At 39.5% G+C, this 15282-nt stretch carries 16 protein-coding genes and 1 pseudogene; 10 read left to right on the forward strand and 7 right to left on the reverse strand.

Going from position 1 to position 15282, the window contains the following annotated elements; all coding sequences use genetic code 11:
* The first annotated feature begins 683 nt into the window (after nucleotides 1-683).
* Nucleotides 684-1640 (forward strand): lipid A deacylase LpxR family protein, encoded by a 957-nt coding sequence (locus tag AC1DND_RS09675; protein ID WP_477581161.1) that lies wholly within the window; start codon nucleotides 684-686, stop codon nucleotides 1638-1640.
* On the forward strand, nucleotides 1640-2749 hold the full coding sequence (locus AC1DND_RS09680) for an acyloxyacyl hydrolase (protein ID WP_477581163.1): 1110 nt from the start codon (nucleotides 1640-1642) through the stop codon (nucleotides 2747-2749). The genes AC1DND_RS09675 and AC1DND_RS09680 overlap by 1 nt, the downstream gene beginning before the upstream one ends.
* On the opposite strand, the gene AC1DND_RS09685 is transcribed toward AC1DND_RS09680, so the two are convergent.
* The 3 genes from AC1DND_RS09685 to AC1DND_RS09695 are packed head-to-tail and all read right to left on the reverse strand — an operon-like array spanning nucleotide 2746 to nucleotide 5192.
* Nucleotides 2746-3105: a CoA-binding protein gene (locus AC1DND_RS09685; protein ID WP_477581165.1), complete on the reverse strand. Its 360-nt coding sequence runs from the start codon at nucleotides 3103-3105 to the stop codon at nucleotides 2746-2748. The two genes, AC1DND_RS09680 and AC1DND_RS09685, sit on opposite strands and share 4 nt — an antisense overlap.
* Nucleotides 3106-3149: 44 nt before the next feature.
* Nucleotides 3150-3617, reverse strand: coding sequence for a DinB family protein (locus AC1DND_RS09690; RefSeq protein ID WP_477581167.1), 468 nt, complete (start codon nucleotides 3615-3617; stop codon nucleotides 3150-3152).
* A 33-nt stretch (nucleotides 3618-3650) separates the two neighbouring features.
* The gene (locus AC1DND_RS09695) at nucleotides 3651-5192 is read right to left on the reverse strand and encodes an NAD(P)/FAD-dependent oxidoreductase (RefSeq protein ID WP_477581169.1); all 1542 of its coding nucleotides are present in this window, start codon (nucleotides 5190-5192) and stop codon (nucleotides 3651-3653) included.
* A gap of 457 nt (nucleotides 5193-5649) precedes the next feature.
* On the opposite strand from AC1DND_RS09695, the gene AC1DND_RS09700 reads away from it, so the two are divergent.
* From AC1DND_RS09700 to AC1DND_RS09720, 5 genes are all read left to right on the forward strand, one after another.
* On the forward strand, nucleotides 5650-6231 hold the full coding sequence (locus AC1DND_RS09700; RefSeq protein WP_039480897.1) for a LemA family protein: 582 nt from the start codon (nucleotides 5650-5652) through the stop codon (nucleotides 6229-6231).
* Between the two features lie 83 nt (nucleotides 6232-6314).
* Entirely contained in the window at nucleotides 6315-6758 is a 444-nt protein-coding gene (locus AC1DND_RS09705; RefSeq protein WP_477581172.1) for a TPM domain-containing protein, read from the forward strand.
* Nucleotides 6759-6761: 3 nt separating this feature from the next.
* Nucleotides 6762-7541 (forward strand): TPM domain-containing protein, encoded by a 780-nt coding sequence (locus tag AC1DND_RS09710; protein ID WP_477581174.1) that lies wholly within the window; start codon nucleotides 6762-6764, stop codon nucleotides 7539-7541.
* 125 nt (nucleotides 7542-7666) lie between these two features.
* Nucleotides 7667-8056, forward strand: coding sequence for a hypothetical protein (locus AC1DND_RS09715; protein ID WP_477581176.1), 390 nt, complete (start codon nucleotides 7667-7669; stop codon nucleotides 8054-8056).
* Nucleotides 8057-8095: 39 nt separating this feature from the next.
* Nucleotides 8096-8644 carry an NUDIX hydrolase gene (locus AC1DND_RS09720; RefSeq protein WP_477581178.1) on the forward strand — a complete coding sequence of 183 codons (549 nt, stop codon included), beginning with the start codon at nucleotides 8096-8098 and terminating at the stop codon, nucleotides 8642-8644.
* A 129-nt stretch (nucleotides 8645-8773) separates the two neighbouring features.
* On the opposite strand, the gene dnaA is transcribed toward AC1DND_RS09720, so the two are convergent.
* From dnaA to AC1DND_RS09735, 3 genes are all read right to left on the reverse strand, one after another.
* Nucleotides 8774-9886: a chromosomal replication initiator protein DnaA gene (gene dnaA / locus AC1DND_RS09725; RefSeq protein WP_477581180.1), complete on the reverse strand. Its 1113-nt coding sequence runs from the start codon at nucleotides 9884-9886 to the stop codon at nucleotides 8774-8776.
* A gap of 553 nt (nucleotides 9887-10439) precedes the next feature.
* Entirely contained in the window at nucleotides 10440-11987 is a 1548-nt protein-coding gene (locus tag AC1DND_RS09730) for an acyl-CoA mutase large subunit family protein (protein ID WP_477581182.1), read from the reverse strand.
* A 109-nt stretch (nucleotides 11988-12096) separates the two neighbouring features.
* The gene (locus AC1DND_RS09735; RefSeq protein WP_477581184.1) at nucleotides 12097-12627 is read right to left on the reverse strand and encodes a DUF7935 family protein; all 531 of its coding nucleotides are present in this window, start codon (nucleotides 12625-12627) and stop codon (nucleotides 12097-12099) included.
* 92 nt (nucleotides 12628-12719) lie between these two features.
* On the opposite strand from AC1DND_RS09735, the gene AC1DND_RS09740 reads away from it, so the two are divergent.
* From AC1DND_RS09740 to AC1DND_RS09750, 3 genes and pseudogenes are all read left to right on the forward strand, one after another.
* Nucleotides 12720-13073: a HesB/IscA family protein gene (locus AC1DND_RS09740; RefSeq protein ID WP_477581186.1), complete on the forward strand. Its 354-nt coding sequence runs from the start codon at nucleotides 12720-12722 to the stop codon at nucleotides 13071-13073.
* Between the two features lie 198 nt (nucleotides 13074-13271).
* Nucleotides 13272-13841, forward strand: a pseudogene (locus tag AC1DND_RS09745) (ABC transporter permease); the annotation flags it as partial.
* A gap of 190 nt (nucleotides 13842-14031) precedes the next feature.
* Nucleotides 14032-14172 (forward strand): ABC transporter permease, encoded by a 141-nt coding sequence (locus AC1DND_RS09750; RefSeq protein ID WP_477581188.1) that lies wholly within the window; start codon nucleotides 14032-14034, stop codon nucleotides 14170-14172.
* A 256-nt stretch (nucleotides 14173-14428) separates the two neighbouring features.
* Here AC1DND_RS09750 and AC1DND_RS09755 read toward each other — a convergent pair whose 3' ends face one another.
* Nucleotides 14429-15166, reverse strand: a complete 738-nt coding sequence (locus tag AC1DND_RS09755) for a tyrosine-protein phosphatase (protein ID WP_477581189.1) — start codon at nucleotides 15164-15166, stop codon at nucleotides 14429-14431.
* Between the last annotated feature and the right edge of the window lie 116 nt (nucleotides 15167-15282).

Here is a 15282-nt window from a genome sequence, read left to right on the forward strand (position 1 = left end):
ATTCAGCTTTCCGTCATTCCTGAACGGGCTGCAAAGGTAGCAATCTTTTCCTCTTCCGCAACATTTATTTTAAAATAAATCCCGCTCTCATCATCCCTGTGCCATCCTTTCATTCAAAACCCTTCCTCCGAAGCGGGATGCAAAAGTAGAAAAAATTAACACTACCGCAAAGATTTTTTAAGGATTATCCGAAGATCCAAGGTAACTCCATGGTTTTCAACAGGAAAAAGTTTTAAGGACAGCAAAACTTTTTAGGGGAACTCCTGTTTTAGTCGGGCTGCGCTTCCCAGACTTACGGAGTTTTACCTGCGCCCGGCCGTTTAAAACTTCGGAAGACCCTGCAGAATAAACCCGATTGCAGCGGGCATCCCGATTTAAGCACCGGTTTGTGTTATATTTTGGTGTGCTTGCTTGTTTCACAGGTTTTCATCGGGATAAAGCGGATAGCGGGAACAAACCTATATAGTAGCACAGAACCTGCCTTTCCTAAAAACAAAAGCAATCTTATATTATATAATGTAGGAATAACTTGTGTGGCCTGAATAGACTTTCGACGTTTTCCAACGCCTATGCCTATTGAAACTTCAGAAGACTCGTGTGCAATTGGCAGGCATCGTATCGAATTTTTGAACAATAATTAATACTTTTATGGCTTTATTAAACCATCCATATAAATGAAGTTGATGCTCAAACTATACCTTTCTCTGCTATTTATCGGCGTAGCGGAAATCGGTTATGCGCAAAATTATAAAAACGAGCTTGTCATTATCTCTGAGAATGATGCCTACATTGATATTACAAGCGACCGTTATTATACAAATGGTGCTTTTATTAAATATAGGCATGCCCTGAATGGAGAGAATTTAAAAGCAGGGAGAAGCAAAGAGATTATCGGATTTGAGCTTGGCCAAAAAATATACAATCCATATTACAGCTTTGTGCCAAACCCTGCCCTACACGACCGCCCTTTTACGGCATACCTTTATGGCGAGGCAAATTATAGTCGGTTTTACGTAAATAAACAGATGCTTAAGGTTTCTGCGCAGATTGGACTTACGGGAAAAGATGCTTTGGGTGAAGAGTTTCAAAAAGCATTTCATAAGCTGGTTGGTCAAAATCAGATTGAAGGATGGGAATACGGTTTAAACAGCGAACCAACATTAAACCTAGGTGTAGAATACAACGAGCTTTTAATGAGCACAAACAATAAAATATTCGATATTACAGGAACAACTTCAGCAGCAGTTGGTAATGTGATTACAAAAGCCAATCTCGGCGCAATGTTACGCCTGGGCAGATTTAACGATATGGATGGTTCATCGGCTTTTAACAGCTTGGTGAGCAACAACCATCCGAACAAAGCGCAACGCAAGTACGAACTTTTCCTTTCCGTTAGTCCTCAGTTACATGCCATTGCTTTCGATTCGAGTTTGCAGGGCGGATTATTTTTGAATGATAAAGGGCCGATCACCTTTAAACCCAAACCTGTTGTTTTTACCACACAGGTGGGCTTAACCTTCGCCATTGCGCGTTGGACAGCCAATTATACGGCTACCTTTACTTCGAACGAAGTTAAAAATAGTGCCACTGGCTACCGTTATGCCTTTTATAGTCTTGCTTACCGTTTTAGTAAAAGCTAATGAAAAAACAACTACTCTCTCTTATTTTCGTTATTACGGGCTGCGCATTTGCTAAGGCTCAAATTGCTCCCGAAAATCATTCGATTATTATTAAGCCCATATTTGGCACACATGTAAATAATGATCAGGGACATCTGTTTCAGGATCAGATTACGGGGTTTGATGCGGCATATTTTAAAGACATCAGCCAGAACAGCGATAAATGGATAGGATTTGGTGGTGCCAGATCTTACGGGATCGGATTTGTTTTTAGGGACCTGAGCAAGCTGAAAGGTACAAAGGATACTTCGGCCAATGCTTTTGGGCAGGTATATGGCTTAGTGGCACAGATGGATTTTCAGCTATTCAAAGTCGGAAAAGCTAAATTTAATTTTACGCCAGGCGTTGGCTTGGGCTACACGAACAAGTATTACTTTAAGAATACCAAAAACCGATTTTTGGGAAGCCCGATTAATGAAACCATTAAAGCAGATTTAGGAATGGAGCTGCCAATGAGTAAATATGCGGATCTATTAGTAGGTTTAGGTTTTTTACACGTATCGAATGGTGGAGCTACTGTACCCAATGGGGGTTTGAACACCGGAAATGTTTACATCGGACTTAAACTAAACAACCCAAAAACATTAACTACTGAGCGGAAAAGCACCTACACCACTTTACAGCGTAATTCAATTGAGCTTAGTGCGGGTTTAGGCGCAAGGGGGGTATTTGGCGATAGAACAAAAGGTTTATTCAAAAGCGGGTTATATGCAGGTTACAATTTTTACCTGAATGATGTGATGTCGCTTAAGGCCGGTGCTGATGCCGTTTATTATTTTACCGTATTTGACCCGGATAATTATGGAGCAACCTTCCAGAACTATGGCACTTCGTATGATAAATGGCGTACCGGAATCAGTATTGGTGCTGATATCAACTTATGGCGCATAACCGTTGCAGCACAGATTGGAAAATACATCCACTACAATAGATTGATGGATAAAGCGACCTGGTATTGGACCTTCGGACCTACTTTTAATATTACGCCGCACATTGGCTTACAGGCCAAAACCTATATGCACTTTGCGCAGGCTGATTACGTAAACTGGGGCGTGGTATATAGATTTTAATACTGCCCTGTGCTTAGCAATACTAAAGTACAGGCTTCAACTGGTTCGATATTGTGCTGATTCAATAATTTTTCCAGCTCATAATTTTCAGTTCCTGGATTGAAAATTACCCGTTTGGGATTTGTTGCCAGGATGTAATCGTGATATTGCGCCTGTAGAGGTGGGCCAATATATAAAGTTATGGTGTCTATATCGGTGTGGATCTGATCCGGTTTTTCAATTTCTATGCCTGCAACCTCTCCTTTTTTTATGCCCACGTTAACAATTTCGTGATTGAAGCGCTTGAGCATATTGGCTGCTTTATAAGCATATCTGGATGGGTTTGGCGACGCGCCGATAATAAGTGTCTTCTTCATAAAGGTGATTCCAAAGATTTATTGATTACAGGTTAATTAAGCCATTAAAATTTAGAAAGTAAAGCGATCTGACCAGAATGGTAGGCATGGTGCTGTGCCAAACCACTTAAAAGCTCTGCATTGGTTACGCCTGTTCCCAACGCCGGGTTCCGCTCACTTTTTACTTCATCATTCCATTGGTTATTTTTTATGCTTTCGCACAAGCGGATGAGTTCTTCATTAGCAATTTTAAAATTAAAGATAATGCGCTCCCAGGCTTTAGGCGTTCTACTTTCGGGCACTGGCCAATCGCCCATTGCGGGTTCTGCAGCAGGTTTCCCACTCAATCTTGAGGTAACTTCTTCTGTCCAAGCAGTTAAATGCAGGGCGATTTCGGCAATAGAATGCGCCCCTGGCACAAAATGGCTAAACGCACTTTCAGGATTAACATTATTTAAGGTTTGCATTACATGGTTACCATGCCAGGCATCGCCATTAAATGCCTTTTTAATTTCATTCGTGATATTAAACATACCCAAACAACAATTGGGGCAATATAAAGTTTGTTAAGATGCGTTTAATATTGCATTTGCACAGTTAATACCATCTATTGCTGCAGATACAATTCCACCGGCATAACCTGCGCCTTCTGCGCAAGGATATAAACCTTTTACCTGAGGGTGCTGGTAAGTCTCTTTATCTCTCGGAATTCTAACCGGTGATGATGTTCTACTCTCTACCCCTACCAAAATAGCTTCATTTGTATAGTATCCCTTAATCTTTTTCCCAAACAAGGGTAATGCCGCGCGTAAGCTATCCGATACGAAATCGGGTAAAATATTGTCGAGCATAGAACTTTTGGTACCGGGAAGATAGGAGTTCTTTGGTAAATCGATCGATAATTTATTGTTCACAAAATCAACCATGCGCTGGGCCGGAGCAACCAGGTTTCCACCACCGGCCTCAAAAGCCATTTTCTCAATCTCCGATTGGAAATGCAACATTCTAAGCGGATCGTAACCCTGAACATCGTTTAAGGTAACCTGTACCACCGTTCCTGAATTGGCATAAGGGTTATTCCGTTTAGATGGCGACCAGCCATTTACCACGATTTCATTTTCGCCCGTAGAACAAGGTGCGATAATACCTCCAGGGCACATGCAAAAAGAAAACACCCCACGGGCACCAACCTGCTCCACCAAACTGTAGTACGCTGGAGGTAAAAACTCCGATCTAATATCGCAATGATACTGGGCTGAATCAATAATTTCCTGAGGATGCTCAATCCGTACGCCTAAAGCAAATGGTTTAGCCTCAATCAGGATATTTTTACTGTTCAACAATTCGTACACGTCTCTTGCAGAATGACCAGTTGCCAAGATAATATCATCGGCTAACAACTTTTCTTCAAAATTTATCTCAATTCCTTTTACTTTTCCGAATTCGATCAAAATATCAGTCATACGACTATCGAACATCACCTCGCCCCCAGCATTCAGGATCGTATCTTTTATGGAAGTAATAATATGCGGAAGTTTGTTGGTACCTATATGTGGACGGGCATCGATAGCAATATCAGCTTCTGCCCCATGGTTTACAAAAACCTGAAGCACTTTATTAATATCGCCCCGTTTATTGGAACGGGTATACAGTTTACCATCCGAATAGGTTCCGGCTCCACCTTCACCATAACAATAATTAGATTCTGTATTCACCAAACCCTGCTTGTTTATGGCAGCCAAATCTCTCCTACGCTGTTTTACATCTTTACCACGTTCGATAATAATGGGCTTTAATCCATTCTCGATACACTGCAAAGCTGCAAATAACCCGGCCGGACCAGCCCCGATAATAATCACAGGCTTTGCGTCGCTTACATTTTTATAGTTAATGGTGTATACTTCGGGAATGGCTTCCTCATCTACAAAAACCTTTACCTGAAGTCTGAATAATACTTTTCTCGAACGGGCATCTATCGATCTTTTCAGGATTTCATAGCCTTTAATTCTTGATCCAGGTAATTTTAGCGCTTCAGCCAGTTTCTGGTTAATCACCTCTGTTTGCTCTACCTCGTGCGGGAGCAGCGTAATTTCGATGTCTTTTTGCATATCATGTCAGGTTTTTATCCCGAACAGTACAAAGATAGGCAACTATCAAGAATAATTAATGTGATTTACCATTCTGTTGAAACCATATAAAAAATATTTGTACACTCAGAAAGCAATTGCAGTATCCATAGGTCTTTTTCTTCCAGCTCTACCTCCTCCCGACTTTACGTCGGGATCCGTTCGATCGGGTTTAATTAGGTTATTTCTGAACTCCTATGTTGGTTTTCCGTGCCGCGACCACAGTAAATTAGCCACGATCGGAGCTGGACCAGCAAAAAAAAAGCGAAAAGCACTGCGCTATAAAACAAAAAAACACCAATTTAATCTCATTAAATTCAATGAGTGGCTTGTCAACCTGTCAGATAAATACCGAAACTGTAACAAAGGCATGCAATTTGATATCTAATTCGTAAATTGACCATAAATCAATTCTATTAAAAAGACAAAAACCATAAAAATGAAAAGATTAATATTTGGAATTTTAGCTGCAGTTATTGCAGTGAGCACTTTAAGTTCATGCGGATATAACAGCATGGTTAAACTTGATGAGAACGTTAAATCGAAATGGGGAACTGTGCAAACCCAATATCAAAGAAGAGCAGATTTAATTCCGAACCTGGTAGCTACTGTAAAAGGAGCGGCCAAATTTGAACAGGGTACTTTAACTGCCGTAACCGAAGCACGTGCAAAAGCAACACAGATGACGGTTAAAGCTGATGAACTGACACCAGAAAACATCCAAAAATACCAGGCTGCTCAGGGACAATTGAGCCAGGCTTTGGGTAAATTATTATCGATTACCGAAAATTACCCTGAACTAAGGGCTACACAGCAATTCAGTGATTTATCGGCGCAGTTAGAAAGCACCGAAAATAGGATTACCGTTGCCCGTAAAGATTTTAACGACGCTGTGCAAGAGTATAATGGCAAAATCAGATCGTTCCCAACCAATTTAACAGCTGGCATGTTCGGCTTTAAACCTAAAGGGTATTTCGAGGCCGATGCTACCGCAAAAGATGCACCTAAAGTAGAATTTTAATATTCTCAACACAATATATAAGGGTAGTGAATGTTTATTAACTAAACATTTATTACCCTTTTTACTTCATACAAAATAAGCACATGTCGTTATTTTCAGATATTGAACAAGAAAAAATAGCAAACGCGATCTCAGATGCAGAAAGAGCTACATCTGGAGAAATTAGGATTGCTATTGATAAACACTGCGCGGGTGACCCATACGAAAAAGCTATCGAGTATTTTACCAAGCTGGATATGGACAAAACAGCCAAAAGAAATGGGGTGCTGATTTACCTGGCGCATGCCGATCATAAGTTTGCCATTATTGGCGATGTAGGTATTAACCAGGTAGTACCAGAAAATTTTTGGGAAACATCCAAAATAGCGATGACTGCACACTTTGCAAAAGGCAATTTAGCTGATGGCATTATTGCGGGAGTAGCATTGGCCGGAGAAAAACTAGCCTTATTCTTCCCTCCTCAAAAAGGCGACATTAATGAATTGCCAAATGATATCGTTTTTATGGACAATCTAGAGCAGAAATAAGCGATGAAGAAAATATTCCTTTTCTCGTTACTGAGTTTATTATTCACTTTCGCCTTCGCACAGGATTTTCCAGAGAAACCCAATACTTTGGTTAATGATTACGCTAATGTGTTATCAGCCGATCAAAAACAGCAACTGGAAACTAAATTAGTGGCTTTTAATGATTMGTCATCAACACAGATTGCCATAGCGATATTAAAATCGGTAGGCGATTATGATATTAACGAATACGCCGTTGAGCTGGGCCGAAAATGGGGAGTTGGCCAAAGTGGCAAAAACAACGGGATTATGATCGTTGTGGCTGTTGGCGATCGAAAAATTTCTATCCAAACAGGTTATGGCTTGGAAGGCGCATTGCCCGATATTTATGCCAAGCGTATTATTGATAACGATATTAAACCCAATTTTAGAGCCGGAAATTATTATGCCGGCTTAGATGAAGGTACTACTTCGATTATAAAATATACCAAAGGCGAATATAAAAATGATAGTCCTAAAACTTCTTCAAAGAAAGGTGGCGGAGGTGGCAGTATCGTAATTATTATCATTATTGTAATCGTCATCATCATCATCATGAGAAAAGGTGGCGGAGGCGGTAGCGAAGTAATTGGCGGTCGGGGTGCATCTAACGCTTTGTTCTGGGCAATGCTTTTTGGAAGCGGTGGCGGTGGCGGCCGAAGTAGCGGTGGCTGGGGAGGCGGTTCTTCTGGTGGAGGCGGCGGTGGATTCGGTGGTTTTGGCGGAGGAAGCTTTGGCGGTGGTGGAAGCAGCGGAAGCTGGTAGTCCATAGTCCATAGTCCATAGTCCATAGTCCATAGTCCATAGTCCATAGTCCATAGTCCATAAGTTAGAATCTGTTCCTTTTTGAACGTTACAACTTTCCAACAGATTAAAACATTACAACAATAATGTACAGAAGAGATTTAATTACAGCAGAAATACAGAAACTTGCACAGGTTTTGGCCCGTATTATGGGCTTAAAGTTAGAAGGCAAGTTGGCTGAAGCCAATCAGCTTTTTGACGAAACCATGGAAGGCGGCTTTCAATTGCCAAAAGAAATTCTTGAAAATGAAGATCTTTCGGTTTTTGAAAACTGGTTAGCCGAAGGCGACCTCCCTCCCGAAAAACTCGACTCGCTCAGCGAATTCTTATATTACGAAATGGGTGTGAGTCAGAATAGAAACCAAATGATCGCGCCAAAACTGAATCTAGTCTATCAATACCTGTCAGATCGGCACAAGATCGTACATTTGGTAAACTTGCACCGTCAGAAAACGATACAACAGTATTTGCGCTAAACGCCACGCGCATGGCACTAAACAAAACAATGTAAATAAATGATTATAGAAAAGTGGCAGAAAATTGCCTCTAAATATTTAGTAAGAGAAAAGTGGGCTACCTTACGGGTAGACGAGGTTAAACTTCCCGATGGCATTATAAAAGACGATTATTATGTTTTAGAGTATCCGAACTGGGTTAATGCAATTGCACTTACAGAAGCGGGAAAAATAATCATGGTGCGCCAGTACCGCCATGCAGCCGATATTGTTTCACTCGAGGTTCCAGGTGGTGTAATTGATGGTAATGAAGCGCCTGAGTTTGCAGTTAAACGTGAACTCCTAGAAGAAACAGGTTACAGCTTTAAAACCTGCAAACTTATTGCCGAGCTTTACCCTAATCCGGCAACGTCAAACAACAGAACCTTTACCTACTTCTTAACTGGTGGTATTAAAACGCATGAACAGCATTTAGATGAACATGAAATATTAAATGTTGAAGAATATACTGTTGAGGAAGTAAAGCAACTGATAAAAGACAATAAAATAGCCCAGGCATTACATGTTGCGGCCTTATTATATGGCTTAGCTGAAGTGGAAAAACTTTAATTTTTTCTTAAAAAACACATCAAAACAAAGGCCCGATATTTTATCGGGCCTTTGTTTTTTGCATAAACTTTTGAACATGAACGAAAGATTTTATTTAAACCCTTCTACCTTTCAGTTCCTGAACTTAGTTTAGCTCATTTTTAATTTCTTTTGGATATCGTGTACGTAAGCTTTAAACTTTTTATCGGTATCGATTAAATCTTCTACAGTTTGGCAAGCGTAGATTACGGTACTGTGATCGCGGCCACCGAAGAAAGCACCAATTGTTTTCAACGATGATTTAGTATGACTTTTAGAAAGGTACATCGAAATCTGACGTGCCTGAACAATTTCTCGTTTACGTGTTTGCGATTTAACCATATCAACAGGAACCTCGAAATACTCGCAAACCAATTTCTGGATGTACTCCATTGAAATTTCTTTAGAAGTATTTTTAATGAAGTTCTTTAGCATTTGCTTAGCAAGGGCTAAATCAATTTCTTTTTTATTCAATGTAGCCTGTGCCAACAGAGATACCATAGCCCCCTCCAACTCACGCACATTGTTATCAATGTTGTGTGCAACATATTCTACCACCTCACCTGGTAACTCAATACCATCAGCATACATTTTCTTTCTTAAAATGGCAATACGTGTTTCCAGATCAGGAATCTGTAAATCTGCAGATAAACCCCATTTAAAACGGCTTAACAAACGCTCTTCCAAACCAGCTAAATCTTTCGGTGCTTTATCAGATGTTAAGATTACCTGTTTGCCCGATTGGTGAAGGTGATTGAAAATATGGAAGAAAATATCCTGTGTTTTTTCTTTACCAGCAAAGTTGTGTACATCATCCATAATGATCACATCCATTGCCTGGTAAAAATTAACGAAATCGTTAATGGTGTTGTTTTTTAATGAATCTACAAACTGCTGACAGAATTTCTCACAGCTTACATAAATCACCAATTTATCTGGCATGCTGCGTTTAATCTCGTTACCGATTGCCTGCGCCAGGTGCGTTTTACCCAAACCTACTCCTCCGTAAATCATTAGCGGGTTAAAAGATGTACCTCCTGGTTTAGCAGCTACAGCGTAACCTGCAGAACGCGCCAAGCGGTTGCAATCTCCCTCAATATAATTTTCGAAAGTATAGTTAGAGTTTAATATTGGCTCGAACCAAGTTTTGAAACTTTGGCTCGGAATGTTATCCTTAATAATTTGAAGACAGTTCTTCCATACTTCTGTACAAGTTTTTTCCATTGCGATTTCTATAATTTATTGGTTTACAGTGCCTATTCGAATTAAAGGGATGGTCCGTTTAGGGACTACGAATATTGAGAAAATTATCAACATTTTAAACAAAAATTTCAAATAAATCGTAACGTACTGATAAGGAATATAGTAGCCCGCTTAACCTCAATTTTTTATGTTGATAACTATTTATTAACACTGGTTATCCACATTAACCATAATTTAACATCAATACATCCCCATCACTTCGAATAGCTGTTGAAAAAGCAAAATCTAAGCCATTTTAGGCACTAGTTAAGCGTTTTAGTCTTTTTTAATCTCGAATAAACTGAGAATCAAAGCCATAAGATAAATAAATTAATATTAATTTAAGCAGATCGTTTAAATTAATATTAGATTATTTCATTTCGCCTTATTGTTGTATGAATTTTACGACAGCTTAACTCATTATTTTAGGATCAATGAACAAAATATTCGTTCATTTTATCAAGACATAATTAAAAGCAAAGTCCCTTTAATTTTATCCTGAAATAAAGTGCAAAAACCACGAGGGTTAAGTTTATTAATAAACGCCAAAAGTCCGTCTAAACACATCTGCAATTTCGCCGAGTGTAGCATATTTTTCAACGGCATCTATAATCAACGGCATCAAATTTTTCTCGCCTTTTGCAGCTTCATCCAACTCTTGMAATGCTTTTTCTACAGCATCTCCATCGCGGGTTGCTTTTAAATATTCTAATTTTTCAGATTGCAGTTTGCGGATTGAATCATCAATATTAAAAACCTCTGTCAGGCCTTCTTCTTCCTGGGTAAATTTATTTACACCTACAGAGATTCTTTCGCCATTTTCGATTTCTTTCTGATACTGGTAAGCTGCATCAGCAATCTCATTTTGCATATAGTTGCTTTCGATGGCATTAACCGAGCCACCCATGGCATCTATCCGATCGACATAAGCCCAGGCAGCAGCTTCTACTTCATCGGTTAAGCTTTCTACAAAGAACGATCCAGCCAATGGATCTACGGTATCGGTAACACCACTCTCGAAGGCAATAATCTGTTGAGTACGCAAAGCAATTTTTGCAGCCGATTCGGTTGGAAGCGAAAGTGCTTCATCATAACCATTGGTATGTAAGGATTGAGTTCCGCCAAGAATGGCAGCCATAGCCTGATTGCTTACCCTGATTACATTGTTTAGAGGTTGTTGCGCCGTTAAGGTTGAGCCTCCGGTTTGGGTATGAAATCTTAACATCTGCGCTTTTTCATCTGCAGCACCCAAATCTTTGGTAATTTTCGCCCACATCCGCCTTGCGGCCCTAAATTTCGCTATTTCTTCAAAGAAATTATTATGGCAATTGAAGAAGAACGATAACCGCTTCGCAAATACATTAATATCTAAACCTTTATCTAAAGCGGCTTTTAGGTAGGTTTTTCCATTAGCCAATGTAAAAGCAAGTTCTTGTACAGCGGTTGATCCAGCTTCACGAATGTGGTAGCCAGATATAGAAATGGTATTCCACTTTGGCACTTCTTTGCTACAGAACTCAAAAATATCGGTAATTAAACGCATGGATTGCTTTGGCGGATAGATATATGTGCCTCTTGCAGCATATTCTTTTAAAATATCGTTCTGTATCGTCCCCGAAATCTGTTTTAAATCTGCGCCTTGTTTTTTAGCCAGCGCAATATACATGGCCAATAAAATTGAAGCAGTAGCATTGATCGTCATCGAAGTCGTGATGTTTTTCAGCTCGATACCATCAAATAAAATTTCAATATCCTTTAACGAATCGATAGCCACCCCCACTTTACCAACCTCTCCATCAGCCATTTCATGATCAGAGTCGTAACCGATTTGTGTTGGAAGATCAAAAGCAACAGATAAACCTGTTGTTCCCTGAGCCAATAAATAATGATAACGCTTGTTCGATTCTTCAGCAGTTGAAAAACCAGCATACTGCCTCATCGTCCACAAGCGACCGCGGTACATATCCTTCTGGATTCCCCTGGTAAATGGAAATTCTCCAGGCAGCTCTTCCATTGGCTTCGCTTCGGTATACAGCGCCTTTATTTCAATACCTGAAGTGGTGGTATACTTTTTTTCGCTCATAATTGGTTAGTTCAATGGTCATTGGTTCATTAGTGCAGCAAAGTTGCTTAACTGTTGAAATTGGTTAACTGTGCATATTTCAGTTAACCAACCGAAACAATTAACCACATCAAAAAAGTTGGTGAATATCCTTTTTGATCAGTTCGATGGTTAAATCGTAAGGGTTTTCATCAATACTGGCCATGTGCTGTAAAATTGCTTTACTCAACTCAATTCCATTTGCATCAGCAGGTAAACCTTGTACTGCATTGTTAATCATGGCAATGGTATCGTCTTTTAATTTACGCACCACACCCCAGGTTACACTATCTACATACAACTGCTGGGTAATATTATGTTGGTACTCCGAACGGATTTCATTTAAAATACCTGCTTGCAACGTAGCAATGGCAATTCCTTGCTGATGCAGGCGAACAAGCAAATTTGCAGGGTTAATACGATCGATAAATAGGATTAAACGCTCGTGAGCCTGTAAGCGCAAGGGCAAAATATGCGCCCGGCTTTCTTTGTTTAGCTCGATGGTTTTTAAGTTAAAGAAACGCTGGATATCGTTCTTTAAAATATAATAAACAGCCATTAGTGCAATGAAAATGCCTGCAAATAAGATCACTATATCAACTAAAATTTGTTGGGTATTCATAAGTATTGTTTAATTACGGTAATATTAACGGACCGTTAAAAGCAAAAATGTGCATTATTATTTATATTTGTAACAGATAAAATTTAAATAACATGAGCACAACAGTTGATACAGCATTTGCACCAGTTACTTTTTCTGAAGGAGCAGCCAAAGAGTTATATAAATTAAAGGATCAGCAGGAGATAAGTGAAGATTACGGATTACGTGTTGGCGTAGAAGGTGGCGGCTGCGCTGGCATGAATTATATTTTAGGTTTCGATCAGAGAAAAGAAGGCGATCAGGAGTATTTAATTGACGGCATTAAGGTTTTCATGAACAAAGCACACCAGATGTACTTAATGGGCATGATGATCGATTGGCAAGATGGATTAAATTCACGTGGTTTCACTTTCGTTAATCCTAACGCAACCAGCACCTGCGGTTGTGGCACGAGTTTCTCGGCATAAATAAAATATTATTGTAACATATAGTGCGGTCCCCTTGTCTAAACATCGGGACTTTTTTTATTTTTACAAGCTTTGCCCGCCAAACGCTTATCGCAATACTAAATGAATTACAGAGAAAACATCAGACTGGCATTAGAATCTATTAAAGCGAACCGCTTGCGTACTATGCTTACCGCCTTAATTATTGCCATTGGTTTAATGGCTTTRGTTGGGATTTTAACCACTCTTGATGCTGTAAAGAAAAGTATGACTGATGCATTTAGTAGCATGGGGGCAAACTCTTTCACCATCAGAAACCGCGGTACAGGAATTAGAATTGGCAATGGCAAACGCCCAAAACCTTTTAAAGCCATCCGCTACGAAGATGCCGTTAAATTTAAAGATAGTCTGAATACACCTGCAACTGTTGCCGTAAGTGTTTTTGCCAGCGGTGGTTCTACTATAAAATACGGGAGTTTAAAAACCAATCCCAACATCAATGTTCAGGGTATAGATGAAAATGGTTTAGCCTCTCAGGGATTAAATTTATCACAAGGAAGAAATTTTAGTGTTTCTGAAATACAGCTCGGAAGCAACGTTTGTATTGTTGGTGGCGAAGTAGTTGAAAAATTATTTAAAGGCTCCGATCCTTTAGACAAACTGATCAATGTAGGTAATAACCGTTTTAAAATTGTTGGCATATTAGAGAAAAAAGGATCGAGTATGGGCTTTAGCGGTGATAGGGCTGTTTATGTGCCTTTGCTAAAAGCCAAACAGATTAACGCCAATGCCAATCCATCTTACACCATAACAGTAATGGTACCCAGTAATGAGATGCAGGAAAACATTATTGGTGAATCTACTGCACTATTCAGAAATATCCGCAAGGTTAAGGTGAACGAAACCAATAATTTCGAGATTACCAAGAGTCCTGGGTATTTTTCTGGGAATAGTTTTAGGGAATCTCATCTCACTGGCCATGGGTGGCGCATTCTTAATTCCCTGGTTATTTATTATTGGTGGTTTTGTATTATGTGTATTTGTAGGAATCCTATCTGGATATTATCCTGCTAAAAAAGCGTCAAAACTAGATCCTGTAGAGGCCTTGAGGTACGAATAGGCTTTGTTGGTTCACTAGTTGATTGGTCAATAGTTCATTAGTTCATGGCTGATAGCCTAGAGGCTCAATAGTTCAGTGGTTAATAGCCAAAATGATAAATAGTAACCTGTTAAAATCAATTAATAGTACAAACGATTTGCGAACCCTCATCTGCTGAAGCAACTAAGCCATGAACTATCAAACTATTGACAGTGAACCAATCAAGATGTGCAATATGCCCGGACAAATGAACTAATGGCAAATGAACCAATGAACCCTAAAGCAATGCGTTATTCAATTGAGATTGGGTAAGCAGTTGTTGCATTAAGGGCGTGCTAAGGCTATCTTCGAGCGCTGCAGCATGTTTTAAATGATGCATATCGCTGCCTACAAAATCGACCATGTGATTTTCGACCATTTCTCCTGCTACTTTTTTTGCACCAGCGCCATAATAACCTGTTAAAGCAATACCGTTTACCTGCAACAGGCAGCCTGTTTCTCTGATCTGATGATAGCTTTCGAAAGAATTGTAGTAGTAAGGATAACGCTCAGGATGAGCCAGCACCGGTTTGTATCCGGCATCCTGCATCATCTTTATAAAATCGATCAGGTTCTGAGGGGCGTTTATATATGATAATTCAAACAAAAGATAATTATTCCCAAAAGTTAAAACCTCTTTCTGTCTGATTTTTTTCTCCAAGGTTTCATCCAGATAATATTCGGCAGCGGCATCAACCTCCAGATCGAGTTCGATTTCCTGTAAGCCTTTTCTTAACGTGTCTAATCCACGATTGATGGTATCTGGCGTATTTCGAAAATAATCGGCCATGATATGCGGAGTAGCAATCAGTTTCTTATAACCTAAAGCTTTAAATCTTTTGGCCAAAAGGAAAGAATCTTTAAGTGTTTGTGCGCCATCATCAATCCCCGGAATAATGTGCGAATGCATATCTGTTCCGATACCAGAGAAATTAAATTCGGGTGCTATTTTCTTCTTTTTAAATAATCCGAACATAATGGTAGATCATAGCTTTAACTTATCTCTTTTGGCAAATTGCTTGCCTCTGCTGCACCAGCTAATTTAGAGGAATAGATTTTATCGAGCAAATTATTTAAGTCTTCACTTAAATC

This window comes from Pedobacter sp. 01N416 (assembly GCF_056399685.1).

What these genes read in the sequence shown, in the direction of transcription:
- AC1DND_RS09735 (WP_477581184.1), bottom strand. Translation starts at nt 12,627, where the DNA reads ATGAATACCCAACAAATTTTAGTTGATATAGTGATCTTATTTGCAGGC.
- AC1DND_RS09755 (WP_477581189.1), bottom strand. Translation starts at nt 15,166, where the DNA reads ATGTTCGGATTATTTAAAAAGAAGAAAATAGCACCCGAATTTAATTTC.
- AC1DND_RS09695 (WP_477581169.1), bottom strand. Translation starts at nt 5,192, where the DNA reads ATGCAAAAAGACATCGAAATTACGCTGCTCCCGCACGAGGTAGAGCAA.
- AC1DND_RS09715 (WP_477581176.1), top strand. Translation starts at nt 7,667, where the DNA reads ATGTACAGAAGAGATTTAATTACAGCAGAAATACAGAAACTTGCACAG.
- AC1DND_RS09705 (WP_477581172.1), top strand. Translation starts at nt 6,315, where the DNA reads ATGTCGTTATTTTCAGATATTGAACAAGAAAAAATAGCAAACGCGATC.
- AC1DND_RS09680 (WP_477581163.1), top strand. Translation starts at nt 1,640, where the DNA reads ATGAAAAAACAACTACTCTCTCTTATTTTCGTTATTACGGGCTGCGCA.
- AC1DND_RS09720 (WP_477581178.1), top strand. Translation starts at nt 8,096, where the DNA reads ATGATTATAGAAAAGTGGCAGAAAATTGCCTCTAAATATTTAGTAAGA.
- AC1DND_RS09700 (WP_039480897.1), top strand. Translation starts at nt 5,650, where the DNA reads ATGAAAAGATTAATATTTGGAATTTTAGCTGCAGTTATTGCAGTGAGC.
- AC1DND_RS09675 (WP_477581161.1), top strand. Translation starts at nt 684, where the DNA reads ATGCTCAAACTATACCTTTCTCTGCTATTTATCGGCGTAGCGGAAATC.
- dnaA (WP_477581180.1), bottom strand. Translation starts at nt 9,886, where the DNA reads ATGGAAAAAACTTGTACAGAAGTATGGAAGAACTGTCTTCAAATTATT.
- AC1DND_RS09690 (WP_477581167.1), bottom strand. Translation starts at nt 3,617, where the DNA reads ATGTTTAATATCACGAATGAAATTAAAAAGGCATTTAATGGCGATGCC.
- AC1DND_RS09750 (WP_477581188.1), top strand. Translation starts at nt 14,032, where the DNA reads ATGGGTGGCGCATTCTTAATTCCCTGGTTATTTATTATTGGTGGTTTT.
- AC1DND_RS09685 (WP_477581165.1), bottom strand. Translation starts at nt 3,105, where the DNA reads ATGAAGAAGACACTTATTATCGGCGCGTCGCCAAACCCATCCAGATAT.
- AC1DND_RS09740 (WP_477581186.1), top strand. Translation starts at nt 12,720, where the DNA reads ATGAGCACAACAGTTGATACAGCATTTGCACCAGTTACTTTTTCTGAA.